The sequence below is a fragment of the Pseudomonas quercus genome, assembly GCF_012033695.1.
GTDB classification, from domain to species: domain Bacteria; phylum Pseudomonadota; class Gammaproteobacteria; order Pseudomonadales; family Pseudomonadaceae; genus Aquipseudomonas; species Aquipseudomonas quercus.
Genome location: NZ_JAAVJI010000002.1, coordinates 1 through 24,458, shown reverse-complemented (window position 1 = coordinate 24,458; position 24,458 = coordinate 1). Strand labels below are relative to the sequence as shown.

Sequence of the window (24,458 nt, the reverse complement as noted above, 5' to 3'; positions counted from 1 at the left end):
TCGGCTCGAAACGTTGAACGGTTTCGGGCCTCAAAAAAAACGACCTTCGGGTCGTTTTTTTTCGTCTGCCATTCGGTGTCGTTCTAATAAAGGGCTACCGGAAAGCGCAGCCTAATTTCAGAGCCTTGGCAAACGCACGATAGCCGTCAGGCCGCCCCCAGGTGTTTCGTCGAGCGCCAGGCTGCCATTGAGCCGTTGAGCGGCCTCTCGCGCAATGGTCATGCCCAGCCCCACACCGCCGGAGTTACGGTTGCGTGAGCCTTCCAGCCGGAAGAAGGGCTCGAACACAGCTTCGCGTTTTTCGGCGCTGATACCGGGCCCATGATCGATCACCCGGATGATGATGTGGGTGGGCCCGTCGGCCAATGCAACCTGTGTGGCGCCCCCGTAGCGCAGGGCGTTGTCCAGCAGGTTGCTCAGGCACGAGCGCAACGCCATGGGCTGGGTACGCAAGGGCGTGCAGTGTCCTCTCGCCTCAGCGGGCAAACCGTTGTCCTGGGCGTTTTCACACAGCGACTCCACCAGGGCCTGCACATCGTACAGCTGCAGGGCTTCGCTGGTCCGCTGTTCATGCAGGTAAGTCAGGGTGGCGTCCAGCATGCCAATCATATCGTCCAGGTCCTGCCGCATCTGCATTTGCAGCTTCTCGTCGCCCAATTGCTCCAGCCTCAGCTTCAACCGGGACAAGGGCGTGCGCAGGTCATGGGACACTGCGCCGAGCATACGGGCACGCTGTTGCACTTGTTCGCGAATACGCTGCTGCATCTGGTTGAACGTATGGGCGGCCTTGCGCGCCTCTACGGGGCCGGTTTCCGCCATGGGCGGGCTGTCCAGGTTTTCGCTGAGGCGTTCAGCAGCCTCGCTGAAGCGGCGAATGGGCCGCGACAGGTAGCGCGCGCCCCACCAGGCCGCGATCACCAGCGTAATGATCTGGAAGGTGAGCGGCACGATAGGCCCGTCGAAGACGTGGCGTTCACGACAAGGTTTAAATGGCCCTTGGGGCTCCGAGCCGCCCGGCCAGGTTCCCGGCATGCTAGAAGCCCCCGTCATGCCCGGTGCAGGCATGGGCTGAGCGAAGGGCGGAGGGCAGCCTGGCGGCGGCGGGAACCCGTAGTGATGAAACCACACCAGGGCCAGCAGGTGAGCCAAAAGGATGGCAATCACGGACACACCGAACAACCGGGCGAACAGCGTATCGGCGGTACGCATCAGCCAATGTCCCGGGCGTCGAACAGGTAGCCTTCACCCCGCACGGTCTTGATCAGTTGGGGCGCCTTGGGGTCATCGCCCAGCTTCTGGCGCAGCCGCGACACCAGCAGGTCGATGCTACGATCGAAGGCTTCGATGGAGCGCCCCCTGGCCGCGTCGAGCAATTGTTCACGGCTCAAAACGCGCCTTGGCCGTTCCAGGAACACCCAGAGCAAGCGAAATTCGGCGTTGCTCAGGGGAACGACCAGGCCACTGGCCGAAGTCAATTGGCGCAGCACACTGTTCAGGCGCCAATTGTCGAAGCGCAGGTTGCCGCGTGGTTCCGTACGCTCATCACGTACGCGGCGCAGCACGGTTTGAATGCGGGCCACCAGTTCACGGGGTTCGAAGGGCTTGGCCATGTAGTCATCGGCACCGAGCTCCAGACCGATGATCCGGTCGGTGGGTTCGCAACGCGCCGTGAGCATCAGGATCGGAATGTCGGATTCGGCACGCAATTGTCTGCACAGCGCCAGCCCGTCCTCACCGGGCAACATCAGGTCCAGCACCACCACGTCATAGGTGCTCTGGCTCAACGCCTGGCGCATGGCTTCTCCGTCGCTGGCACCCACCCCGAGAATGCCGAAACGGGCCAGGTAATCGACTAGCAATTCGCGAATCGGCACGTCGTCATCGACGATCAAGGCACGGGTATTCCAGCGCTTGCCATCGTCCAGTTCGCAAAGCCGGTCAGGATCGGAAGGAAGACCGAAGGTGGGTACGGGCGTGGATTCAGAAGTTGTCATGAAAGGTCATCTGCCTGGGCACCGGGCCCTTGGCCGGCGGTGTGTGTAAGAAAAGGGCTGCATGGGCACCTGCCGGGCCTGCGCGGGTGCAGCGCGAGTGCAGCGCGGGCGCAGCGCGGGCGCAGCATGCCCTTAGTCTGAAGTGCTCGCATGTCCTGTGGGTTTCTTGAATGTATCGGCCTTGATACAACCGGCTTGAACCTGACGCCGGGCGCAAACATTACGCGGTCTTTACGCCCCAGCCGCACCTGCCATCTCGTTCCTTTACAGCCCTAGCCTTAACAATAGCTGCCTTGAAGAGTGACCTCGAAGGAGAGGTTGATGAGCGCAAAGGTGCGGTACAGGAGCAGCCATCATGCACAGCTATGATTATTGGCTCATCATTGGCGTAGCGGCCTTGGTGCTGGTGCCGGCGCCCTGGTTGGGGCGGTTTTATTTTCGCGTGATGGAAGGCCAGCCTACGGTAGTGGGCCGGGTGCTGGGGCCTGTGGAGCGGGGCTGCTATCGCCTGGCGGCCATCGACCCGGCGCGGCAGCAGAACTGGCGTGCCTACCTGGGCGCACTCTTGGCGTTCAACCTGGCCGGGCTTGCGCTGTTGTTTGCCTTACTCATGCTCCAAGGGTGGCTGCCTCTTAACCCGCAGCACTTGCCGGGCCTTGAATGGACCTTGGCACTCAATACAGCGGTCAGTTTCGTGACCAATACCAACTGGCAAGCCTACAGTGGCGAAGCGTCGCTCAGTTACCTGAGCCAGATGGCCGGCCTGGGGGTGCAGAACTTTGTAAGCGCGGCCACGGGCCTGGCCGTGCTGGCGGCGCTGTGCCGTGGCATCGCCAGCCGCGGCGGTGCCAGCCTGGGCAATTTCTGGGCAGACCTCACCCGTGCCACCCTGTATGGCCTGCTGCCGCTGTGCTTGGTATTTGCCGTGGTGCTGGTGTGGCAAGGCGTGCCACAAACGTTCTCGGCCTACGTGCCGGCCGTTACGGTACAAGGTGCCGACCAGCTCATTCCCTTGGGCCCGGTAGCCAGCCAGATTGCCATCAAGCAGTTAGGCACCAATGGGGGTGGCTTCTTTGGGGTGAATTCAGCACACCCATTTGAAAACCCTACCGCGTTGAGCAACCTGTTCGAGCTGGCGGCTATCTTGTGCATCCCGGCCGCACTGGTGTTCATGTTCGGGCACTACGTAAAAGACCTGCGCCAGAGCCGCGCGATCCTGGCCAGCATGCTGGTGCTGCTGGCCGTAGGAGCAGGCGTGGCACTGTGGGCCGAATTCCAGCCCAACGCTGCCTTGTCGGCTGCCAACCTGGCCTTGGAACCCTCACTGGAAGGCAAGGAAAGCCGCTTTGGAACCACCGCTACCACGCTGTGGGCCGTCATCACTACGGCAGCGTCCAATGGCTCGGTCAATGGCATGCATGACAGCCTCAACCCGTTGGCTGGCATGGTGGCCATGGTCAACATGATGCTGGGCGAAGTGATCTTCGGCGGGGTAGGGGCCGGGCTGTACGGCATGTTGCTGTTTGTGCTCACCGCCGTGTTCCTGGCAGGCCTGATGATCGGCCGTACGCCGGAATACTTGGGCAAGAAATTGCAGGCCACCGAAGTGCGCTTGCTGGTAGCGACCTTGCTGGTAATGCCCGTGGCCACATTGCTGCCTGCAGCCCTGGCAGCAGCCCTGCCCAGTACCCCAGCGGGTTTGAACAACCCTGGGCCCCATGGCTTCAGTGAGCTGCTGTATGCCTATGTGTCTGCTGCCGCCAACAATGGTTCGGCCTTCGGCGGGCTGAGCGCCAATACCGCCGTGCATAACCTGTTGCTGGCGCTGGCCATGATGATCGGGCGTTTCGGCTACATCATCCCAGTGATTGCCTTGGCCGGTTGTCTGGCCGCGAAAAAGCCAGCCCCTGCCGGCATCGACAGTTTCCCTACCCATGGCCCGCTGTTCGTAGCGCTGCTGACCCTGACCATTGTGCTGGTAGGCGGGCTGACCTTCCTTCCTGCACTGGCGCTGGGCCCCATCGCCGACCAACTGACCCACGCCTTTTGAGAACTCGCCATGAACCTGCCGCTTGAACCGTCCGTGGTGGCTGCCGCAACACCGGCCACTGGCGTCACCCTTAAACACCTGTGGTTGCCAGCGCTGGGCCAGGCGTTCGTAAAGCTGGACCCACGCCAGTTGCGCCGCTCCCCGGTCATGCTGGTGGTGGCCATTACCGCCGTAGCCACGACCGTGCTGTGCCTGCTGCCAGACAGCGGTGTCAGTGCCGGGGTCGGGGCGCAACTGGCGCTCTGGCTATGGTTTACCGTGCTGTTTGCCAACTTCGCCGAAGCCTTGGCCGAAGGCCGTGGGCGGGCGCGTGCCGATAGCCTGCGCAGCGGCAGCCAAGGGCTGATGGCCCGCCGGCGTACCACCAGCGGTGCCATGGAAACCGTGCCCGCCGGCAGCCTGCGTATCGGCGACCTGGTGCGGGTCGAGGTGGGGGAAATGATCCCTGCTGACGGTGAGGTGGTCGAAGGTATCGCTGCAGTGGACGAGGCTGCCATTACGGGGGAGTCTGCCCCGGTGATTCGGGAATCCGGCGGGGACCGCTCGGCGGTGACAGGCAACACGCGGCTGGTGTCGGACTGGCTGCTGGTACGGGTCACCAGCAATCCGGGCGAATCTACGGTGGACCGCATGATTGCGTTAGTGGAAGGCGCACGCCGGCAGAAAACCCCTAACGAAATCGCTCTCGACAGCCTGCTGATCGGCCTGACCCTTATTTTCATCATTGTGGTGGCGACCCTGCAGCCGTTTGCGCGGTTTTCCGGAGGGGAACTGCCGCTGATCTACCTGATGGCGCTGCTGGTGACCCTGATACCCACCACCATCGGCGGGTTGCTCTCGGCCATCGGTATCGCCGGCATGGACCGGCTGGTACGGCTGAACGTGATTGCCAAATCTGGCCGGGCCGTGGAAGCAGCCGGTGACGTGCAGGTGCTGCTGCTGGACAAGACCGGCACCATCACCTTTGGTAACCGTCGCTGCACGGCACTGATCGCGGCACCTGGCATTGCCAAGGCTGCATTGGAAGACGGCGCGGCTTATGCGTCCCTGGCAGACACCACCGCCGAGGGTAAATCCGTTCTGCAGTTCGTGGGCCGGGACCTCAGCGGCGCCACGGGCGGCACCAGCGTGCCGTTTACCGCCGAAACTCGCCTGTCAGGCCTGGACCTGGGTACAACCCGCTACCGCAAAGGCGCAGTGGATGCTGTGCTGGGCTTTATCGGCAGCCAGCGCAGCGAGTTGCCCAGCGCCTTGGCCCGTGAGATCGACCGCATTGCCCAACAGGGCGGTACACCGTTGCTGGTCAGCCAGGACAACCGGCTGCTAGGGGCTATCGAGCTGACCGACGTGGTCAAGCCCGGCATTCGCGAACGCTTTGCGGCCCTGCGCGCCTTGGGCATTCGCACGGTCATGGTGACCGGAGACAACCCGCTCACCGCTGCAGCCATTGCTGCCCAGGCCGGTGTGGACGACATGATTGCCGAGGCCACGCCGCAGAAAAAGCTGGAGCGTATTCGGCTGGAGCAGGATCAGGGACGCTTGGTGGCCATGTGTGGCGACGGCGCCAACGATGCGCCAGCGCTGGCGCAGGCCGATGTAGGGGTGGCCATGAACGAAGGCACTCAGGCCGCGCGCGAGGCCGCCAACATGGTGGACCTGGACAGCGACCCGACCAAGCTGCTGGACGTGGTACGGGTGGGCAAAGAGTTACTGGTTACCCGAGGTGCCCTGACCACCTTCTCGGTGGCCAACGACGTGGCCAAGTACTTCGCCATCCTGCCTGCGTTGTTCGCCGGCGTGTACCCCTCGCTGAACCTGCTCAACGTGATGCACCTGGCCACACCTCAAAGCGCCATTCTGTCGGCGATCGTGTTCAACGCGCTCATCATCATAGTGCTGGTGCCCCTGGCCCTGCGTGGGGTGAAGGTGCAGGCACGCAGTGCGGCCCACCTGCTGCGGCGCAACCTGCTGATCTACGGCGTTGGCGGGCTGATCGTACCGTTCGTGGGTATCAAGCTGATCGACCTGACACTGACTGGCCTGGGCCTGGTGTAATGCTGTTTCGTGGAGATAACGCAATGCTGACCCTTATACGTCCTGCCCTGAGCCTTTTGCTGATCATGGCCTTGCTGACCGGCGTCGCCTATCCACTGGCCGTGACGGCCGTCGCCCGTCTGGCGTTTTCCGCCCAGGCCGGAGGAAGCCTGGTGCGCGACGCCCAGGGCCAGGTTCGAGGTTCTGCACTGCTGGCCCAGCCGTTCACAGGGCCGCAATGGTTCCAGCCGCGCCCCTCGGCGGGGGATTTCGCGACGGTGTCCAGTGCCGCCAGCAACCTGGCCAGTACCAACCCGGCCCTGCCGACGCGTGTACAGGCCAGCGTGGCCACGCTGTACAGCGCGGCGGCCGGCCCGGTGCCCCTGGCCCTGCTGACCACCTCGGCCAGCGGGCTGGACCCGGACCTGCCCCCGGCTGCCGTGCTGTACCAGGTCGCGCGAGTCGCCAAGGCCCGTGGGCTGGCCGAAGACCAGGTCCATACTTTGGCGATGAACCAGGTACGCCAGCCTTTGTTTGGCCCGCCAGTGATCAATGTACTGGGCTTGAACCTGGCGCTGGATGCGTTAACGTCAGCGCGCTGACCACACACAAGGGGTAAACGTGACCAACTCCGAGCAGGCCGACGCGCTGCTGGCCGCATTACCGGTGCCTGGCCAGGGGCGCCTGAAAGTGTTCCTTGGCGCCGCCGCCGGGGTGGGCAAGACCTTCGCCATGTTGCAGGCCGCTCAGGACCGGCAGCGCCAGGGCATCAAGGTGCTGGCGGCCATGGTGGTCACCCATGGCCGGGCCGAGACTGAAGCCCGCCTCACTGGGCTGCCACGGCTACCGCTGCGCCGGGTGCAGTACCGCGACCGCTGGCTGGAAGAGCTGGACCTGGATGCACTGCTGCAGGCCAAGCCGCAACTGGCCCTGATCGATGAGCTGGCCCATGACAACGTGCCCGGCAGCCGCCATGGCAAGCGTTGGCAAGACGTGCAGGAAGTGCTCTCCGCCGGTATCGACGTGTATACCACTGTCAATGTTCAGCACCTGGAATCCCTCAACGACCGGGTGCGGGGTATCACCGGCGTGCAGGTGCGTGAAACGGTACCGGACTGGCTGGTATTGAGCGCCAGCGAACTGGTATTGATCGACCTGCCCCCTCACGACCTGCTGGAGCGCTTGCGTGACGGCAAGGTGTACGTGCCCGAACAGGCCCGTGCGGCCATCGAAGCCTTTTTCTCACCCCGCAACCTCACAGCCCTGCGCGAATTAGCCCTGCAAACGGCCGCAGCACAGGTAGATGCTGGCCAGCATGTATTCGGCCCGGTAGCCGGTGCCAACCGGCTGCGGGGGCGGCTGCTGGTGGGCATAGAGGCGGACGGTGACGCCGACCGCTTGGTGCGCCATGCCAGCCTGGTTGCCCAGCGCCGCCACCTGCCGTGGAGTGTGGTGCACGTAGACACCGGCAAGCCGGGTGACGAAGCCAGCCGTCAGCGCCTGTCCACCGCCCAGCAACTGGCAGAGCGCCTGGGCGCCGAGGTGGTCACCCTGCGCGGAGCAGACCCGGCGCGCACGTTGCTGGAGCATGCACGCGAGCGCCAGGCCAGCGTGCTGGTGGTAGGGCAAACGGCGCGCAACCGTGGCTGGCGGCGTGGCGTCGCGAGCCGCCTGCTGCGCCTGGGGCCGGTAGTCGAGCTGTCGGTGCTTGAACGTGATCCGGCCATTGCCCGGCCCAAGGTCCAGCGAATGTCGCCGTCGCGGCGCCCAGCCGCCTACGTGTGGGCGTTGGCCGCGGCCGGTGTGGCTGGCTTGGTGGCCTGTGCAGTGCCGGGCTGGCTCGAACTGCCTAACGTGTCGCTGATTTTTCTTACTGCGGTTTTGCTGGTGGCCATTCGCAGCGCCACGGGGCCCGCGCTCGTCTGCGCCTTGGCGTCTTTTCTGTTGTACGACCTGCTGTTCATTCCACCGCACTTTTCGCTGGCCATCCAACGGGAGCAGGATGTACTGACGCTGGTGTTCTTCCTGATTATGGCCACACTCACCGGTCAGCTGGCCGGTCGGCAGCGCCACCAGGTGCAAGCCCTGCGCGATACCCAGGCCGATACCACAGACCTGTTGGACCTGTCCCGTGGCTTGGCAGCGGCCAGTGACCTTGAAGGGGTCTTCGAGGTAGCCCGTGTTCACTTGGCGCGCTGGTCAGAGGTAGGGACCTGTGTGCTGTCGCGTAACCCTGAACGTCGCCTGCAGGGTTCAAATGCCGCCCTGGTCACCCTGGAGGCAACCGAGCAGGCTGCCGCTGACTGGGCCTGGCAACATGGCCAGCCAGCAGGGCAGGGCACAGGTACGCTGCCGGGCGGGCGCTGGTGGTGGTGGCCCTTGGTGGCCAATGGCCGAACCCTGGGCCTCATCGGGCTGGCCGCGTCAGGCCAGCACGCCATCAGCCAGCAACGGCGGCAGCGTGTGATGGCCCTCGCGCAACCACTGGCGCAGGCCCTGGCGCGTGCCAACCTGGCCCAGGAGCTGGAAGCGGCGCGGTTGCATGGGGAGACTGAACAGTTGCGCAGCGCCTTGCTGGCCTCGGTGTCCCATGACCTGCGTACCCCGTTGACCGCCATGCGCGGCAGTATCGAAAGCCTGCAGACCCTGGGCAGCCTGTTGTCGGCCAGCGACCGTGAGCAATTGCTGGAAAGCACCCGCCTGGAGTGCGAGCGGCTGGACCGCTATATCCAGAACCTGCTGGACATGACCCGGCTGGGCCACGGGGCACTGACCCTGGCCCGAGACTGGATCGCCCCCGGCGAGCTGGTGGGTGCAGCTGTGCAGCGCTTACGTTCGGTGTTGGCGCCGCTGGCGGTGGAGGTTCGGGTGCCTGCCGAGCTGCCCCTGCTGTGGGTTCACCCTGCGTTGATCGAGCAGGCCCTGATCAATGTGCTGGAAAACGCTGCCCGCTTTTCACCACCGGGTGGGCGCTTGCAAGTGGAAGCCACCCAAGAGGGTGATCGCCTGTGCCTGGCCGTCATCGATCAGGGCCCAGGCATTCCAGAAGCGGAGCGCGAGCGTATCTTCGACATGTTTTACACGGCCGCCCGTGGCGACCGGGGTGGGCAGGGCACGGGGCTGGGCCTGGCCATTTGCCAAGGCATGGTGGGCGCCCATGGCGGGCAAGTGACGGTCAGTGAAGGTGATGATGGCTTGGGCACGCGCATCGCCTTATGCTTGCCGCTTCATCCGCCTCCGGTTGCACAGAGTGAAGCCTGAACATGCCTGACCCCACCAAGGTACTGGTGATCGACGACGAACCCCAGATTCGCGCGTTTCTACGCATCAGCCTGGGCTCCCAGGGCTACAAAGTGCTGGAGGCCGCCACCGGGGTAGCGGGGCTGGAACAGGCGGCCCTGAACGGGCCGGACCTGGTTGTACTGGACCTGGGCCTACCCGACATGGATGGCCAGGCGGTGCTGGTTCAACTGCGCGAGTGGAGCCAGGTGCCGGTGCTGGTGCTGTCTGTGCGGGCCAGCGAAGTGCAGAAAGTGCAGGCGCTGGACGCTGGCGCCAATGACTATGTGACCAAACCCTTTGGCATTCAGGAGTTTCTGGCCCGTGTGAGGGCCTTGTTGCGGCGCATTGTCTCGGCACCTGGGGAGCCTGCTACGGTGCTGCTGGGCGAATTGGCCATGGACCTGGCCGGTCGCCGTGTGACGTTAGGCGGTTCGCCTTTGAGCCTCACGCGCAAGGAGTACGCCGTACTGGCGCAATTGGCCCAGTATCCAGGCCGGGTGATTACCCAACGCCAACTGCTGGTGGAGATCTGGGGGCCGAGCCATGTGGAAGACACGCACTACCTGCGCATCGTCATCGGGCACTTGCGCCAGAAGCTGGGCGACGATCCGGCCAGCCCGCGGTATATACAGACCGAGCCGGGGGTGGGTTACCGCTTGATGGACGCATAGCCCTGTCCAGCGCTCCCTTGCTAGCGCCGCCCCTCATACCGGTCAAAGGCATCCCTGGCGATACGCCGGCCAAGGGCAATCAGTTCAGGGGCTTTGTAGAACTCGAAGAACCGACAGACGCGCTTGGGCACTTCGATCAATACATCTGGCGGGTAGCCAGCGATCTTGTACTGCGCCAATGACGTTTGCATGACCTCGAAGCTCTGGTTGACCAGGTCCAGCAACGAGGCCGGGCCTACGGCATCGACCACTACGGCATCAGTGGCTGAGGTCGGTGCGGTTTCGTCCGGGTCGGGCAACGGCGGTCGACGCCGCGGCCGCACCCGAACCACCTGCTCATCGGCACCGTCCGCGAAAGCCTGCACCGGCGTCTCAGGCAAAGGTTCGCACAGGTCTTCTGGAAACCATGGGGCAGGTGCCATGCTGGTGGGTGACAGTATATTGCGCTCCATCTGCAACACTGCCTGGGCCTGCCGACGGCGGGACGGCAGTCGCGAATTGAGGGACTCCAGCAACCGGTCGAAGCGGCTGCGGAACGCCGCAGGCCGCTCAATCATTGGCATCTCATAGGGCAGGGCGCTGGTGCCGTTGAGGTTGACGGCCACCACCAGGTCACAATGGCTGGCCACCACGGGAACAATGGGCAGCGGGTTGAGCAGGCCGCCGTCGACCAGCGTGCGGTTGCCGATCATTACCGGCGTGAACAGGCTCGGAATGGCGGCTGATGCCCGCATGGCCTGGTGCAGGCAGCCTTCCTGAAACCACACTTCTTTCTGATGGGTCAGGTCGGTGGCCACTGCCGTGTAGGGAATGCGAAGGTCCTCGATGTTAAGGTCGCCCAATAGCCGGCGGATCTGCCCGAACACCTTGTCTCCACGAATGGCGCCCATGCGGAAGCTCACATCTACCAGCCGCAGGATATCGAGGTAGTCCAGGCGCTCGATCCATTGGCGGTACTCGTCCAGCCGGCCCGCGGCATAGATGCCGCCCACCACCGCGCCCATCGAGCAGCCTGCAACGCAACGGATGGCATACCCTCGGCGCTCGATTTCTTCGATGGCACCAATGTGCGCGTAACCACGGGCACCCCCTGCGCCCAGCACCAATGCCACGGTTTTCTTTGTCACAGTGCCTCCGCTTGGGTGCCCCTCGGGCCGTATACTATGCCGCTGCTGACCTCGCCCGGCGACCGCCAGGGTTTTGCAGGGCTGGCACTTTTCACGGGCGTTGCCGTCTTATCTGCACGCTGTCTCTTTTCTGGAGTGTTCGAATTAATGAAAGCCTGGGTCTGCCTGCCTTTGCTCGCTGTACTGATCACCGGTTGCGCCGGTAAAACTGCTTACCGTGAAAGCTGCGGCACCCAGCTTGATGCCGCCTGGCATGAACTGGACGTTGCCAAGGCCGAAGGGTTTGCGGGCACCGTGAGCTATTCCAAGGCCCTGTCGCTGTTGACCGGCGCCAAGACCCAGCAGCAGTTCGAAGCCTTCGAAGGTTGTACCACCAAAGCCGAAAAGGCGCGCTTCTATATCCGTGAGTCTCGCGAAGGGCGGTAGGGCTTATACCCACTCAGCCCCGCCGGCAGGGTAGCGCACCTTTGGCAGTAGCGCAGAGGTACCGATGGCCGATTCACTGCAGGCTTGCCTTAGGGCCGTTAACCAGATAGTCCTGGGCAAGCCCACTCAGATACGCCTGGCCCTGGCCTGCCTGTTGGCCGACGGCCATTTGCTGATCGAAGACGTGCCCGGCATGGGTAAAACCACGCTCAGCCATACTTTGGCCAGGGTACTGGGGCTGGGCTTCCAACGCATCCAGTTCACCTCTGATTTGCTGCCAGGGGACATCCTGGGCACGTCCGTGTTCGATAAGGACAGTGGCCAGTTCGCCTTTCATCCTGGCCCCATCTTCGCCCAGTTGGTGCTGGCGGACGAAATCAACCGTGCGACGCCCAAAAGCCAGAGTGCGTTGCTGGAGGCCATGGAAGAGGGGCAGGTGACCATAGAGGGCGCTACACGCCCGCTGCCACAGCCTTTCTTCGTGATTGCCACGCAAAACCCCACCAGCCAGGGTGGGACTTTCCCTTTGCCTGAGTCTCAACTCGACCGCTTTCTCATGCGTGTGTCCTTGGGCTACCCGGCCCACGCGGCCGAGCGCGCGTTGCTATTAGGTGAAGCGCGGCGGGACATGCTGCCACGCCTGGCACCTGTACTGGACCTTGAACAGTTGGCGGCCATTCAGGTACGCGCCAAGGCCATTCGGGTCAGCGAAGCCGTGGTGGATTATGTGCTGCGCCTGGCCGAGGCCACCCGTACCCAGCCTCATTTCGCCATGGGCCTGTCACCTCGCGGCAGCCTTGCCCTGCTGTCTGCGGCCCGTGCCTGGGCGCTGCTGGACGAACGCGAGTACGTGATCCCTGAAGACATTCAAGCCGTGCTGCCTGCTGTAGCAGGGCATCGCCTGCGTGACCGTACCGACCCCGGCAGCCAGCAGGGCGGCACCTTGGTGCAGTGGCTATTGCGAGAGGTGCCGGCGCTGTGACCACGCCCTGGCGGCAGCGGGTGGCGGCCTGGCAAGCCCGCCGCTCGCCTCCGGCCCCTGACGTTGTGCTGGACCACCGGCGGATCTACATTCTGCCCAGTGGTGCAGGCTACGGTTTCTTCGTCACCCTGGCGCTGGTGTTGCTAGCAGCCATCAATTATCAAAACAGCATGGCCTACGCACTCGCGTTCACGCTGGCGGGCCTGTTTGTAGTCGCCATGCTGCATACGTATCGCAACCTGAGCGGGCTCTGGGTCAGAGCAGAGGCACCGGCCCCTGTTTTCGCCCATGAAGCCGCTCAGTTCGGGCTGATGCTGGAAAGCCAGGGCCGGCCGCACTTGGCCCTCTACGTGGGATGGTCCAAGGCCCAGTTGCAGCGCTTGGACCTGGCAGTGGGGCAGGCGCAGCGCATCACACTGGGGCTGGTAGCACCACACCGGGGCTGGATGGCTGCGCCGCGCATTCGCTTGGAAACGCGTTTCCCGCTGGGGTTGTTACGGGCCTGGAGCTGGGTTGACCTGAGCCAGCAGGTGCTGGTGTACCCCGCGCCCCAGCCGGCTGTGTTGCCCCCACGCCACGGGCCGGCCGGTGATGCCGAGGATCACGGTTGGCATGTGCTGGACACAGGGGTAGATGATTTTCAGGGCTTGCAAGCCTATCGGCCGGGAGACTCGTGGCGGCGCCTGCACTGGAAGGCGTTTTCCAAAGGCCAGGCATTGCTGATCAAGTCGTTTGCAGAGGCGCGCGGGCAGGATGTGGCCCTGGACATCGCGGCCCTTGAAGGGCCGCTTGAACAGCGGCTGTCCGTATTGTGTCATTGGGTGCTGGCGCTGAGCAGCCGGGGCGAGTCGTTTTCCCTGCTCCTGACCAGTACCTCGCTGGCCACCGCTACGGGTGAGCCACATCGAGACGCGTGTCTGTATGCCTTGGCGATGGAAGGGCTGTGAGTACGGTGGCCAGGTTACCGGACCTGCCGCGCAGTGCACTGTACTGGCTGCTGGGCGCCGAAGCCTTGGTGCTGGTTCCGTTGTGGCCCAATGTGCCCGTATGGCTGATAGGCCTGTGGCTGGCGTGCAGTGGCTGGCGGCTCTGGGTAGAGCGCCGAGGGCGCGGCGCCCCAGGCTGGGTGGTCAAAGGGATTCTGCTGGTTGCCATGGTGGCAGGCCTCTACCGCTCCGTAGGCACGGTCATCGGCCTGGAGTTCGCCGCCGCCTTGCTGGTGGCCGCTTCAGTGCTCAAGCTGTTGGAAGTGCAAGCCCCGCGGGATGCGCGGGTGGTGGTTATGCTGGGGTTTTTCTGCCTCGCCGTCGGTTACCTGTTTGACGCCAGCCTGCCTTGGGCGCTTTATAGCCTGCTGCCGCTGAGTGCCTTGCTGGCCACCTTGATCGCCTTGGAGTGGCCGTCGGCGTCCATGAACTGGACCCTGCCGTTGAAGCGCGCCGGGCTACTTATCGGCCAGGCCCTGCCGTTGCTGCTGGTGTTGTTTGTGCTATTTCCCCGCATCGGCCCCTTGTGGTCATTGCCCATGCCAGGAGACCGCGCAAGCACCGGGCTAAGCGATACCGTTGCACCAGGCGATATTGCCGAGCTGGCCCAGTCGCCCGAGCTGGCTTTCCGGGTGGCATTCGAAGGCCCTTTACCCCCTCGCCAGGCCCTGTATTGGCGTGCCCTGGCGTTGGACCGATTCGACGGTACACGCTGGACCCAGAGCGATCCGGGGGCGGTACGCACGGCGCCTGAGTGGCAGCCCCAAGGTCCCGCCTACCGCTACCGAGTGATTCAGGAAGCGAGCCATCAGCCCTGGTTGTTCATGTTGGACACCAGCCGCCTGGAGAGCGCCGATGCCCGGCAAGGGTACGACCTTCGCTGGCAGCGTTCCCGGCCCATCGACCAGGCGTTCAGCTATGACGCCACGGGCTGGCCACAGGCGTTGCGTGAGCCTGTTTTAAGCGAGGCTGCTCGTCGCCAGGCCTTGGCGCTGCCGCAGGCCGGGAACGCCCGGAGCAGAGCACTGGCCCAAACCCTGGCCCATAGCAACCCGTCGCCTGATCAGCAGGTACAGGCGGTGTTGCACCTGTTCAACCAGCAGGATTTTCATTACACCCTGCGGCCTACGCCCTTGGGCACTGATAGCATCGATGGTTTTCTGTTTGAGAGCCGCCGTGGCTTCTGCCTGCATTACGCAGGCGCGCTCACGTTCCTGTTGCGCAGCATGGGGGTGCCTGCCCGGATTGTGATGGGCTACCAAGGTGGCGAATTCAACCCCCGCGGCGGGTACCTGAGCGTGCGCCAATATGACGCCCATGCGTGGGTTGAATACTGGGTGGCAGGCCGTGGCTGGACCCAGGCCGACCCTACGGCCGCCGTAGCGCCCCAGCGGGTAGAGGCCGGCTTGGCCGAGGCGCTGGCCGCCGACGAGCCTTTTCTAAGCGCGTCACCTTTTTCAGCCCTTCGCTACCGCCATTTTCAATGGCTTAACGAGGTGCGCCTGGGATGGGAGAACCTTAACTACGGGTGGGAACGGTGGGTACTGGGGTATCAGGAAGCTCAGCAGCAACAGTGGCTGAGCCGGTGGTTTGCGGGCGCTGCAAGCTGGCTACTACCGGTGGCAGGTGGTAGCACACTCGCAATACTGGCGCTGGTCCTGCTTCGGCCCGGCCGGCGGGTGGTGGACCCTGAGCTTAAACTGTACAGGCGGTTCGAGCGCGTGTTGGCTCGCAAAGGGCTGCGCGCACGTTCAGGTGAGGGGCCTCACGATTTTGCGGCGCGTGCTGAGTTAGCTTTTCCTGATTACACCGCAGAGATAAAGGCGTTCATAGACGCATTCAGCCGTTTCCGCTACGGGGGTGACATTGGAGCCAAGCGTCTGGCAACGCTGGCACTTGCCAGGCTGGAAAGGGGGCTACGCACGGCGCATCGCTACCCACACCCTGGCTGATCCTCATTAACGAGGATGTGCAGCCTTGGGTTTGCTAAGGGCCGCTACCAGGCAAATAGCGCCGATTGCTGCTGAGGGGGCGCTGTGAGTAGCGATACCTAAGCCAACCAGTGCGATGGCAATCAGCAACAGTGGAAAGGTGAACAAGGCCGCAGCGGGCGTGGCGGTAGCCAACAGGTCGTCGGCGGGCATGCGACCTGCAGTACGGCAAGCGAGGCGTCTAAGCATGATCTGGCTCCATCATGGATGCGAATGATTCATGTTTGAAGCGTAGCCAACTGACGTGCTCCACGCGAATCACAGTTCTCTATGGGCCCCATAGCGGGTTTGAAAGTTTCGTCCAAGGGGCGAACGGGCAATGGCCGTTTTTCAGGTGGGTTCAGGCAGCCCGAAGAATGCACGGGCACATGCTGTGGTATGGGCTGCCACATCCGTCTCGGATTCCTGGCGATGCTGGGCTACCGCCTTCAACACTTCGGGCAGGTAAGCCGGTTCGTTACGGCCGTTTTTAGGCTTTGGGCGCAGGGTACGAGGCAACAACCAAGGTGCATCGCTTTCCAGCATCAGCCGGCCCCGAGGAATGCTGCCCACCAAGGGGTGCAAATGGCTGCCACGGCGTTCATCGCAGATCCAGCCTGTGATGCCGATATGAAGGTCCAGGTCCAGGTAGGCGAACAGGGCTTCGCGGTCGGCCGTAAAGCAGTGCACTACCGCATGGGTCAGGCGATCGCGCCACTCGGCCAGAATAGGAAGCATCCGTGCCACGGCCTCTCGCTCATGCAGGAATACCGGTAGCTGATGCTCTGCGGCAAGCGCCAATTGCTCTTCGAACGCTTTCTCCTGCTGGGCGCGGGGAGAAAAGTCCCGGTTGAAATCCAGCCCGCATTCGCCGACGGCGCGCACCCGCGAATGGCGCAGTAAGGCATTGATGCGTCGCCGTGTATCGCTGTTCCAGGCCGTGGCGTCGTGAGGGTGAACGCCGGCTGTGGCAAACAGCTGCTTTTCCTCGGGGTCGAGCCGGTCGGCCAATTCAATGGCCTGCTCGCTGACGTCGGCACTGGTGCCGGTAATGACCATTTGCACCACACCAGCGGCTACAGCCCGCGCTATAAACGCAGCGTGCTGCTCGTCGAATGACGAGTGGGTCAGGTTGACGCCGATGTCGATGAGTTGCATGGTGGCTCCTTTCAGGCTGAGGCCGGAAAGCATACCAAACCTGGATTTCAAACAATAAAACCCGTCGCAGGCTCAGCCCGCGCGGTTTTGGTAGCTCCCAGGCGGCGCGCCTGGGGTGGCTTTTTAACCTCGGAGCACACATGAAAGGTCCTGCTGCTGGCCAGGGATTGACCCTGGCTACACTCGCGCTTTTCGTCTTCACCTGTACCGCTGCGCTGGCTGAGCCCCGGCATGCCGTTCCCCCTGCACGCGACCTGGCGCAGATCCGCCAGGCCAAAGTGCTCAGGGTGGTGGTGAACCAGAGCCGTAACAGCTCCACCACCGTAGCGGGCGAAGCGTTGGGCACTGAAGACCAGCGCCTGCAAGCGTTCGAACACTACCTCAATGCCCAGCCGGGGCGGCACCCGCAGGTTCGCCTGAAGGCCGTGCCGCGCCCTAAGGGCCAACTACTAGCGGCCCTGCAGCGCGGCGAGGCAGACCTGGCTGCCCCAGGCGAAGCCCTGCCAACCGATACCTATGGCCAGGCCGTAGAGGCTGCCACCACAGTCGCCAGCACCGTGCTGGTACTGGTGCAGCCTCGTAAGCACCGTGCCGTGGCCCGGCTGGACCAGCTGGCCGGCAAGCACGTGGTGCTGGTGGCCGGCAGTGCGGCCCAGGAAGCCGTGAAGCAGGCCAATGCCCAATTGGCCGCGCGCCACAAAGCGCCCATGGTGGTGGAGTGGGCAGACCCCACCCTGGGGGTTGAGGATGTGCTGGACATGGTTAGCGCTGGGGTATACGGCCTTACGTTAGTGGAGCAGCCCATTGCCGAGCGTTGGGTGAAGCTGATGCCGGACCTGCGCATCGAACGGCGGGTACCCTTTCGCGCACCCACGCCCATGAGCTGGTACGTGCGCCAAGGCGCTCCTCAGTTGAGCGACAGTGTGCGCCAGTTCCTCGGGCAGTACCGAGCACCGGTCAATCAGGACAAGGACCTGCTCGACGCCTGGCGTGGGCTGTATCAAACCCAATACCCCCTGCACCGGGACGACCGCGAGCGCCTGGAAACCCTGCGCCCTGTGCTGCAACGCAATGCCCGGCAGCAGGGCCTGGACTGGCTGGACCTGGCTGCACTGGCCTACAAGGAGTCAGACCTGGAGCCGGACGCCCGTGGTGGTGGCGGTGCCAGCGGGCCCTTGCAAATCACCCCTGCCGCAGCCCGCCGGGTAGGCGTGAAGAGTGTGGCGGAACTGGACGATAACGTGAAAGCTGCTGCCCGGTACCTGGCCCTTATCCGGCGCAATTTCTTCAATGCCAAGGGCATGGATGAGCGTGAGCGCATGGCCTTTGTATTGGCGGCCTACAACATGGGGCCGGAGCGCGTACAGCGGTTTCGCGCCCAGGCCAAGCAGCGTGGGCTGGACCCCAATCGCTGGTTCTTCCAGGTAGAGCGGGTTGCCATGGAGAACGTAGGGCTGGCGCCGGTGCGATATGTTAATAACGTGAACAAATACTACTTGGCCTTCGACCGGGCACGCGACAGCCTGGAGCGCAGGTAATGCCGATATTGACTCTCAAACCTGCCCCTACTAGGATCAGACACATGCGCCGATTTAGACAGCTACTTGCGGGGCGCCTGGGCGTTGTTCATTGCCTGAAATACCGCTAAAGCGCTGGCTCGGTGTTACCTCGCACCCGCCCGCGAAACCCGTGAGGTGGAGTACCCCGCCAATGAGTTGCCCACGCCCCGTCGTCTGCCTGGCCCCGCTGCCGGGCTCTGTGCTTACCTCTCATGTCCCCAGCATTCTATTGATTGGTCAGCATCAGCCCACGCTGTTGCGCTACCTGGATGGCTGGCCCCGGCGCCATGGCAAGGCCACGCCGTTTTCGGTACGGTTCATGAACCCCGGCCAGGGCTTGGCGCACGTTGCGGACAACCGGTTTGACCTGGCCGTGGTGCAGTCGCCCTCGGCTGAGCATGCCCCGGCCCTTATCGCTGACCTGGTGCGGGTTGCACGCCAAGGGTTGCTGCGCCTTTGAAGAACGCTAACCCTCGTACTCTACCTGGTTGACGATCCAGCACACATCGCCCGTGGGGGTGGGCACCATCACCTCGTCACCTTCCTCTTTCTTGAGCAAGGCACGGGCCATGGGGGCATCGATAGAGATGTAGTCGTTGCGCCCGTAGATTTCGTCATAACCCACGATGCGAAACCGGCGAGTCTCGCCCTCCAGGTTCTCGACTTCGACCCACGCCCCGAAAAACACCCTGCCTTCCTGCTCAGGTGAGTAGTCAACCACCTTGACATCTTCCAGCCGCTTGCGCAGGTAGCGCACGCGGCGGTCGATCTCGCGCAACAGTTTTTTGTTGTATTTGCAGAGTCGATTTAGGGAGCATACTATTTCCCCGCAACCCCCGGATTTACCTGCCTTCGAGCTTTAGTACATGTACTAAAATTTTCTGTACTATTTTCGTACGTGCCCCTCGCATTGGCCATGCCGCCAACCCTTCCCAGTTGCGCCTGTGATAACTGACTCGGGGCCTCAGCTTGGTCAGCAGATACACCATTCATTACCCGCTCCAATTTGCTCTCTACCCTTTCGTCTCAAGCATCCGCCGCTACCGCTACCGCTACCGCCAAAGCCAAAGCCAAAGCCAAAGCCAAAGCCAAAGCCAAAGCCAAAGCCACAAGGTACCCGTCGACATACCCGCAAACCCTGCTTAGCGGGCTAGAGAGAGCATGCTGGAATAGTTGAGGTAAGCCCCTCCAAGCTATCAATTTGTGATCAAAAGCGATGATGAAGACCTGCCGGTCTTCGAGGAAAGGTGAGCCTCAATCCAGTCTGGTTGAGGCCAGTCGAAGCGCGTGGAGACTAGCCCCCGCATAATTGCTCCGCTTACGCCCATCGAACCTCACTAGCCCATAGCCTTTCCAGCGACTCATCACAGACACGTTCCAAGCGCGTACACTGACGCGCAGGTAGAACCCCTGTCAGTCATAAACGTATCCGTTTGCAGACCCTCTATCCTGAGGTGTAACCGGCATCGTGTGTTTCAAAGGGCTCATCTATTGTGCCTGAATCTCTAACGTCGCTTCGCCTATGCTGCTCATAACAGATACTCTTGGCGTTGTGCCACATCTGAACGATGGGCGTCTTCACTATCAGGGAGTTCGATGCATGAAGAGCGTAGATATTGGCAAAACCTACTTTGTCGATGAAGCCGATTGGTCTGATCTTCAGGTTTTCATCGTAATGAGCGAAACACAGAACACTCTTGGTGTCTGCGACTTAGACGGAAATTGGAAGGATATTCCGATAGAAATTAAGTCCCGCCTGAAATTACATCCGACCTCCTTGGCGAGGGACAGTAAGGCATTTGCTCAATACAAATTTGTTCAAGACACCGCCAGCGCCCTGATACGGCAGAATGAAAAAATCGAAATTCCGAAACTTATAGATCTTTTGCATAAGGACGGCAGGGCGAGGCTTAGTACAGAGGTTTTGACATTTGTTCTGAAGGCTTTGGTGGCCAGTAATAGCTTTGCTGTAAAATCAGATACGCGCATGAAGGTGAAGGAAATCTACTTGATTCTTGGTAAGCAAAGGGAAGAGTCTGAAAAGCGAAGAATGTTTGCGGCCTCCATTGCGAGTGAGCTTGATGATCTAAGCGCAAGGATAAGGTTGATTATATCTCATTCCGGCACGGTCGGAACTTATAGAGAGAATCTATTGCAGAATGTTCTGCGCAAGAATCTACCTGAACGGTATCATGTTGCAACTGGATTTATTTACGGATGCTCTAGACAGCTCGATGTCGTAATTTACGATAGATTAGAGTATGCCCCTCTCTTTAGAGAGGGGGATTTGGTGGTAGTGCCGCCTAACGCGGTACGAGCAGTTATTGAGGTGAAGACGGGTCTAACCGCAAATGAACTTCGAGAAAGCCTGCATCTGCTGTCGGGCGTCGCGGTGCTCGACGATAGTGCGCCACCCATATTCAAGGGAGTCTTTGCATTTGAGAGTAAACTTTCGGAGGAAGCACTCTGCCAGGTCATTAAAGAATATTATGTGGCAGATCGTTTTTCGGAGGATTGCACCGCAGATGTAATCATGAAGCCATTTGCACACTTCACTTGCGCTTGTGTCCTTGAAAAGCACTTCGTCTACACTAGATACTCTCGAAATAGCGAGAATATGGTAGTGCCAAGTATGTTTACGAAAAAGAGTAACTCCGGGCTTAAGAGTCAAGCGGCTTTCTTCATGCAATCGTTGTTAGCACACCTGCGTTACGGAGGGGTGAAGAATAACCACCTTCGTCATATGGACGACATGCTGGGTTCCGACACCATATCTGCTTATTACTGTGACTTAGTCGATGGGGAGTGGGGGGTGTACTTTTTGGAGGCGAATGGTGCACTGCCTGAGGACGAGACAGTTGAAGCCATGGAGGAGCTCGTGGGCAAGGTGCAGGGGTGGCTCGACGGAGCTCCGCTCTCTTGGCGCAACGAGTGAGAGATCAGTTAAAGGGTAACCTCCCGGCAAACACATCTTCCTGAAGCTATCGCTGAAGGCCACAGTGTCCAACTGATTTAGGTGGGCACTAGTTCTGGCTCATCATACGTATTTCTCATGCATCCTCAGTGCATTACCGTAAGCGTCTGGTGAAGTCGTCTGGACAAAGCAAATGGTCTAAATACGATCAGATTTCACAAAAGAGCGACTCGCCAGTTCGCATTTTCGGTTATTGACACAGTGCTCAAATCTCCAGATTATCAATCAATGACCCCTACAAATCTCGTTAGCATGATGCGCCCCTTGATGACTGCCATTGGCGGGCCATAGGGCGATGCGCGCTTAGAACAGAAGCATTGACCAGAAGCCCCGCCAGAAATGGAAGGGGCTTTTTCATCCCCCTTCCAAATCATTGATGACAAGGAGAGTGAAGATGCTGTTGATTCGCCCAGCCAAACGTACTGACGCCGAGGCCGCGTTTGATATACGCCTCCAGGCGATCCGGCATCAATGCATTACTGTCTATACCGCTGAGCAAGTAATGGCGTGGACTGATGTGCCGCTCACAGACCGATATCGGGCTTGGGTGGAAAAGGAGTACCACGTTGCCTGGTTGGGCGAGACACCGGTCGCAACAGGTCTGATTGATTTCCAGTCTGGAGAGATAGGCGCTATTTTCGTTTTGCCTGCATTCATGGGACAGGGGATTGGCAAGGCAATGCTCCTATACCTTGAGCGACTGGCCTTTAAAGCCGGAATCGTCGACATCCATTTAGATGCTACCCCTAACGCAACCGCGTTCTACCGTCGGTGTGGCTATCACGGAGATAATCAAGCCATCTATACCTCGCCCTCCGGTCTTGAGCTGGCTTGTACACCGATGCGGAAACAGTTGGCCAGTGAAGAGCTAATGGACGTCACGCGGGCGACAAGCAGGCTGCCAAACTCAGGCTGAGTAAGTCAGTCCGGCATCCATTGATGCGGCAGCAGATGCTCAATCTCACTGGCTTTCTGCGTCGGCAACCGCGTCAGCACATCTTTGAGATAAGCATACGGATCATGCCCATTCATGCGTGCCGACTGGATCAAACTCATGATCGCGGCCGCTCGTTTGCCGCTGCGCAGAGACCCGGCGAACAACCAATTGGAGCGCCCAAGCGCCCAAGGCCTGATCGTGTTCTCGACAGGGTTGTTGTCGATGGGCACGGTACCATCTTCCAGGTAGCGCGTCAGCGCTACCCAGCGTTTCAGGCTGTAGTCCAAGGCCTTGGCCACCGCCGAGCCTTCTGGCACAAGCTCGCGTTGAGCCAGCATCCATTCATGCAACTTTGCTGCGACGGGAACCGCTATTTCCTGACGTAATCGCCGGCGGTCTTCATCGTTCATTTCTTTGGCTTGCCGCTCGATCTCGTACAGGCCGCCGATTGAGTGCAGTGCCTGTTCGGCCAACTGGCTTTTGTTTGCCACATGCAGGTCAAAGAACTTGCGGCGAGCGTGGGCCATGCAGCCGATTTCGGTGATGCCCAGCTCGAAGCTGGCCTTGTAGCCCGCGAAGTCATCGCAGACCAGCTTGCCGTTCCACGTGCCAAGGAAGTTACGTGCATGTTCGCCAGCACGGCTGGGGCTGAAGTCGTAGACCACCGCCTTCAGTACCGAGAACGGCGTGGTGCAATAAGCCCAGACATACGCTCGGTGCGTTTTCTTCTCGCCGGGGGCCAGCATCTGCACCGGCGTTTCATCGGCATGCACGACTCGCTGGGCGAGTACGACTTCCCGCAGTGCATCCACCAGTGGCTGGAGTTGCACGCCAGTTTGGCCCACCCACTGAGCCAGTGTTGAGCGCGGGATCGCCAGGCCTGCACGGCCAAAGATCTTTTCCTGCCGGTACAGCGGTAAATGGTCGGAGAACTTGGTCACCATCACATGGGCCAGCAGACCGGCAGTAGGGATGCCCTTGTCTATGACTTGGGCGGGCACCGGCGCCTGGATCAGCGTTTCGCACTGGCGGCAGGCCCACTTGCCACGTACATGCTGCTCAACGGTGAACACACCCGGTGTGTAATCCAGCTTTTCGCTGACGTCTTCGCCGATGCGCTGAAGCTGGCAGCCGCAAGCGCACTGGGTGTTCTCTGGCTCGTGACGAATGACGGTGCGTGGGAACTGCGTCGGCAGCGGCGCGCGCTTGGGCTTTTGGCGGGTTTCGTCTGGCGTCGGGGCAGGACGAAGCGCGTCCAGTTCTGCCTCAATGGCCTCAAGGTCGGTGTTGAGCAGGTCATCCAGCAAACTGCCTTGAGCTGGGCTGATCTGCTCGCTGCGTTTGGCGAACTTGTGGTGTTTGAGGATGGCAATTTCGTGAGAGAGCTGTTCGATGATCGTCTCGTCACGATGGATCTTTCGACCCATGGTGTCGACCTTCGACAGCAACTGCGCAGCGAGTGCGCGCAGTTGGTCGGGTGTCATTTGGTCGAGATTGGGCAAGGAAGTCATGCCGTGGATTTTACCAAAGCAACTCATCCGACACAGCTCAAAGGCAGGACTAAACTACCGTAATCACGCCGTTCACACCTACACGCTGCCATGGCAAACCGAGCACCAGCGCGTGCAGTTGTTCAGCGTCGAGTTCGACTTCCAGGCCGCGATGAGTGCCAAGCCAGTGAAACTTGCCTTGGTTCAACCGGCGTGCGGCAAGCCAGATGCCCACGCCATCATGCACCAGCACCTTCATCCGGTTGGCGCGGCGATTGGCAAACAGATAAGCGCTGTGCGGCTTTGCCGCACCGAACACCGCTACCACGCGGGCTAGCGCAGTCTCGGTGCCAGCGCGCATGTCCATGGGCGCGGTCGAGAGCCAGATGGCGTCGATGCGTATCATTGCGAGAGGCTGCGAATGAAGCGTGCGCAGCCGTCCGGGTCGGAGATGGGCCATTTGACCGTGATAGATTTTTTGCCCAGCGGCAGTGCGATAACTACCGCTTCATCAGCGTGCCGTTTAGGCATCGGTTGCAGCGGCACAAACGCGGGAAGTGGCGCGACGGGTTTATCGCGGTAAATCGGCAACCACTTGCGAATTACGTTGGCATTGATGCCGTGGCTGATGGCGACGCTGGAAACGGAGGCGCCGGGTTGCAGACATTCCTGAACGACCTGGGCTTTAAAGGGTTTGGGGTAAGAGCTTCGTTGGCGCATGGAAATCCTAGCGATAAGGGTGATCGCGTCCGCTTAAATAGGCGGACACCATTGCCCTTAATTCTGGATTTTTGAAGGTGTGTTTGCTGGCCGCTTAC

General features: G+C 61.5%; 21 protein-coding genes and 1 pseudogene. 13 read left to right on the top strand and 9 right to left on the bottom strand.

What is annotated here, in order from left to right; all coding sequences use genetic code 11:
• Nucleotides 1–117: 117 nt before the first annotated feature.
• Nucleotides 118–1,209, bottom strand: a complete 1,092-nt coding sequence (locus HBH25_RS03315) for a sensor histidine kinase (RefSeq protein WP_168081534.1) — start codon at nt 1,207–1,209, stop codon at nt 118–120.
• The gene (locus HBH25_RS03310) at nt 1,209–1,994 is read right to left on the bottom strand and encodes a response regulator (RefSeq protein WP_168081532.1); all 786 of its coding nucleotides are present in this window, start codon (nt 1,992–1,994) and stop codon (nt 1,209–1,211) included. Before HBH25_RS03310 ends, HBH25_RS03315 begins: the two co-directional genes overlap by 1 nt.
• Nucleotides 1,995–2,349: 355 nt before the next feature.
• On the opposite strand from HBH25_RS03310, the gene kdpA reads away from it, so the two are divergent.
• Genes kdpA through HBH25_RS03285 form a run of 5 tightly spaced genes read left to right on the top strand, consistent with a single transcriptional unit; the run spans nt 2,350 to nt 10,031 of the window.
• Entirely contained in the window at nt 2,350–4,044 is a 1,695-nt protein-coding gene (gene kdpA, locus HBH25_RS03305; protein WP_168081530.1) for a potassium-transporting ATPase subunit KdpA, read from the top strand.
• Nucleotides 4,045–4,053: 9 nt separating this feature from the next.
• Nucleotides 4,054–6,099: a potassium-transporting ATPase subunit KdpB gene (gene kdpB, locus HBH25_RS03300; RefSeq protein ID WP_168081528.1), complete on the top strand. Its 2,046-nt coding sequence runs from the start codon at nt 4,054–4,056 to the stop codon at nt 6,097–6,099.
• Between the two features lie 23 nt (nt 6,100–6,122).
• On the top strand, nt 6,123–6,680 hold the full coding sequence (kdpC, locus tag HBH25_RS03295) for a potassium-transporting ATPase subunit KdpC (protein ID WP_168081526.1): 558 nt from the start codon (nt 6,123–6,125) through the stop codon (nt 6,678–6,680).
• Nucleotides 6,681–6,699: 19 nt separating this feature from the next.
• The gene (locus HBH25_RS03290) at nt 6,700–9,339 is read left to right on the top strand and encodes an ATP-binding protein (RefSeq protein WP_168081524.1); all 2,640 of its coding nucleotides are present in this window, start codon (nt 6,700–6,702) and stop codon (nt 9,337–9,339) included.
• Between the two features lie 2 nt (nt 9,340–9,341).
• Complete coding sequence (locus HBH25_RS03285; RefSeq protein WP_168081522.1) at nt 9,342–10,031, top strand: response regulator; 690 nt, start codon at nt 9,342–9,344, stop codon at nt 10,029–10,031.
• A 20-nt stretch (nt 10,032–10,051) separates the two neighbouring features.
• Here HBH25_RS03285 and HBH25_RS03280 read toward each other — a convergent pair whose 3' ends face one another.
• Nucleotides 10,052–11,158, bottom strand: coding sequence for a patatin-like phospholipase family protein (locus HBH25_RS03280; RefSeq protein WP_168081520.1), 1,107 nt, complete (start codon nt 11,156–11,158; stop codon nt 10,052–10,054).
• A 147-nt stretch (nt 11,159–11,305) separates the two neighbouring features.
• Here HBH25_RS03280 and HBH25_RS03275 point away from each other — a divergent pair, with 147 nt between their 5' ends.
• The 4 genes from HBH25_RS03275 (at nt 11,306) to HBH25_RS03260 (ending at nt 15,504) form a co-directional block, all read left to right on the top strand.
• Nucleotides 11,306–11,584: a hypothetical protein gene (locus HBH25_RS03275; protein ID WP_168081518.1), complete on the top strand. Its 279-nt coding sequence runs from the start codon at nt 11,306–11,308 to the stop codon at nt 11,582–11,584.
• Nucleotides 11,585–11,648: 64 nt separating this feature from the next.
• Nucleotides 11,649–12,566: an AAA family ATPase gene (locus HBH25_RS03270; RefSeq protein WP_168081516.1), complete on the top strand. Its 918-nt coding sequence runs from the start codon at nt 11,649–11,651 to the stop codon at nt 12,564–12,566.
• Nucleotides 12,563–13,513 carry a DUF58 domain-containing protein gene (locus HBH25_RS03265; RefSeq protein WP_324616854.1) on the top strand — a complete coding sequence of 317 codons (951 nt, stop codon included), beginning with the start codon at nt 12,563–12,565 and terminating at the stop codon, nt 13,511–13,513. The genes HBH25_RS03270 and HBH25_RS03265 overlap by 4 nt, the downstream gene beginning before the upstream one ends.
• A gap of 5 nt (nt 13,514–13,518) precedes the next feature.
• A complete protein-coding gene (locus HBH25_RS03260; RefSeq protein WP_420708435.1) occupies nt 13,519–15,504 on the top strand; it encodes a transglutaminase TgpA family protein in 1,986 nt (661 codons plus the stop codon).
• A gap of 6 nt (nt 15,505–15,510) precedes the next feature.
• On the opposite strand, the gene HBH25_RS03255 is transcribed toward HBH25_RS03260, so the two are convergent.
• Both HBH25_RS03255 and HBH25_RS03250 read right to left on the bottom strand, forming a co-directional pair.
• Complete coding sequence (locus tag HBH25_RS03255; protein ID WP_168081510.1) at nt 15,511–15,732, bottom strand: hypothetical protein; 222 nt, start codon at nt 15,730–15,732, stop codon at nt 15,511–15,513.
• A 141-nt stretch (nt 15,733–15,873) separates the two neighbouring features.
• Nucleotides 15,874–16,680, bottom strand: coding sequence for a TatD family hydrolase (locus HBH25_RS03250; protein WP_168081508.1), 807 nt, complete (start codon nt 16,678–16,680; stop codon nt 15,874–15,876).
• Between the two features lie 140 nt (nt 16,681–16,820).
• On the opposite strand from HBH25_RS03250, the gene HBH25_RS03245 reads away from it, so the two are divergent.
• Both HBH25_RS03245 and HBH25_RS03240 read left to right on the top strand, forming a co-directional pair.
• Nucleotides 16,821–18,218, top strand: coding sequence for an MltF family protein (locus HBH25_RS03245; RefSeq protein ID WP_168081506.1), 1,398 nt, complete (start codon nt 16,821–16,823; stop codon nt 18,216–18,218).
• 172 nt (nt 18,219–18,390) lie between these two features.
• Nucleotides 18,391–18,699: a class I SAM-dependent methyltransferase gene (locus HBH25_RS03240; RefSeq protein ID WP_168081504.1), complete on the top strand. Its 309-nt coding sequence runs from the start codon at nt 18,391–18,393 to the stop codon at nt 18,697–18,699.
• Between the two features lie 6 nt (nt 18,700–18,705).
• Here the strand turns inward: HBH25_RS03240 and HBH25_RS03235 are convergent.
• Nucleotides 18,706–19,035, bottom strand: a pseudogene (locus HBH25_RS03235) (GreA/GreB family elongation factor); the annotation flags it as partial.
• An 804-nt stretch (nt 19,036–19,839) separates the two neighbouring features.
• Here HBH25_RS03235 and HBH25_RS03230 point away from each other — a divergent pair.
• Entirely contained in the window at nt 19,840–21,174 is a 1,335-nt protein-coding gene (locus HBH25_RS03230; protein ID WP_168081502.1) for a DUF6602 domain-containing protein, read from the top strand.
• A gap of 433 nt (nt 21,175–21,607) precedes the next feature.
• Nucleotides 21,608–22,129, top strand: a complete 522-nt coding sequence (locus HBH25_RS03225) for a GNAT family N-acetyltransferase (protein WP_003380656.1) — start codon at nt 21,608–21,610, stop codon at nt 22,127–22,129.
• 5 nt (nt 22,130–22,134) lie between these two features.
• On the opposite strand, the gene tnpC is transcribed toward HBH25_RS03225, so the two are convergent.
• The 3 genes from tnpC to tnpA are packed head-to-tail and all read right to left on the bottom strand — an operon-like array spanning nt 22,135 to nt 24,360.
• Nucleotides 22,135–23,661 carry an IS66 family transposase gene (gene tnpC, locus HBH25_RS03220; RefSeq protein WP_168081500.1) on the bottom strand — a complete coding sequence of 509 codons (1,527 nt, stop codon included), beginning with the start codon at nt 23,659–23,661 and terminating at the stop codon, nt 22,135–22,137.
• A gap of 49 nt (nt 23,662–23,710) precedes the next feature.
• Nucleotides 23,711–24,046: an IS66 family insertion sequence element accessory protein TnpB gene (gene tnpB, locus HBH25_RS23210; RefSeq protein ID WP_168081498.1), complete on the bottom strand. Its 336-nt coding sequence runs from the start codon at nt 24,044–24,046 to the stop codon at nt 23,711–23,713.
• A complete protein-coding gene (gene tnpA, locus HBH25_RS03210; protein ID WP_168081496.1) occupies nt 24,043–24,360 on the bottom strand; it encodes an IS66-like element accessory protein TnpA in 318 nt (105 codons plus the stop codon). Before tnpA ends, tnpB begins: the two co-directional genes overlap by 4 nt.
• Nucleotides 24,361–24,458: the final 98 nt, after the last annotated feature.

Coding starts and splice junctions, on each gene's coding strand:
- HBH25_RS03315 (WP_168081534.1), bottom strand. CDS start 1,209: ATGCGTACCGCCGATACGCTGTTCGCCCGGTTGTTCGGTGTGTCCGTG.
- HBH25_RS03310 (WP_168081532.1), bottom strand. CDS start 1,994: ATGACAACTTCTGAATCCACGCCCGTACCCACCTTCGGTCTTCCTTCC.
- kdpA (WP_168081530.1), top strand. CDS start 2,350: ATGCACAGCTATGATTATTGGCTCATCATTGGCGTAGCGGCCTTGGTG.
- kdpB (WP_168081528.1), top strand. CDS start 4,054: ATGAACCTGCCGCTTGAACCGTCCGTGGTGGCTGCCGCAACACCGGCC.
- kdpC (WP_168081526.1), top strand. CDS start 6,123: ATGCTGACCCTTATACGTCCTGCCCTGAGCCTTTTGCTGATCATGGCC.
- HBH25_RS03285 (WP_168081522.1), top strand. CDS start 9,342: ATGCCTGACCCCACCAAGGTACTGGTGATCGACGACGAACCCCAGATT.
- HBH25_RS03275 (WP_168081518.1), top strand. CDS start 11,306: ATGAAAGCCTGGGTCTGCCTGCCTTTGCTCGCTGTACTGATCACCGGT.
- HBH25_RS03270 (WP_168081516.1), top strand. CDS start 11,649: ATGGCCGATTCACTGCAGGCTTGCCTTAGGGCCGTTAACCAGATAGTC.
- HBH25_RS03255 (WP_168081510.1), bottom strand. CDS start 15,732: ATGCTTAGACGCCTCGCTTGCCGTACTGCAGGTCGCATGCCCGCCGAC.
- HBH25_RS03250 (WP_168081508.1), bottom strand. CDS start 16,680: ATGCAACTCATCGACATCGGCGTCAACCTGACCCACTCGTCATTCGAC.
- HBH25_RS03245 (WP_168081506.1), top strand. CDS start 16,821: ATGAAAGGTCCTGCTGCTGGCCAGGGATTGACCCTGGCTACACTCGCG.
- HBH25_RS03240 (WP_168081504.1), top strand. CDS start 18,391: ATGAGTTGCCCACGCCCCGTCGTCTGCCTGGCCCCGCTGCCGGGCTCT.
- HBH25_RS03230 (WP_168081502.1), top strand. CDS start 19,840: ATGAAGAGCGTAGATATTGGCAAAACCTACTTTGTCGATGAAGCCGAT.
- HBH25_RS03225 (WP_003380656.1), top strand. CDS start 21,608: ATGCTGTTGATTCGCCCAGCCAAACGTACTGACGCCGAGGCCGCGTTT.
- tnpC (WP_168081500.1), bottom strand. CDS start 23,661: ATGACTTCCTTGCCCAATCTCGACCAAATGACACCCGACCAACTGCGC.
- tnpB (WP_168081498.1), bottom strand. CDS start 24,046: ATGATACGCATCGACGCCATCTGGCTCTCGACCGCGCCCATGGACATG.
- tnpA (WP_168081496.1), bottom strand. CDS start 24,360: ATGCGCCAACGAAGCTCTTACCCCAAACCCTTTAAAGCCCAGGTCGTT.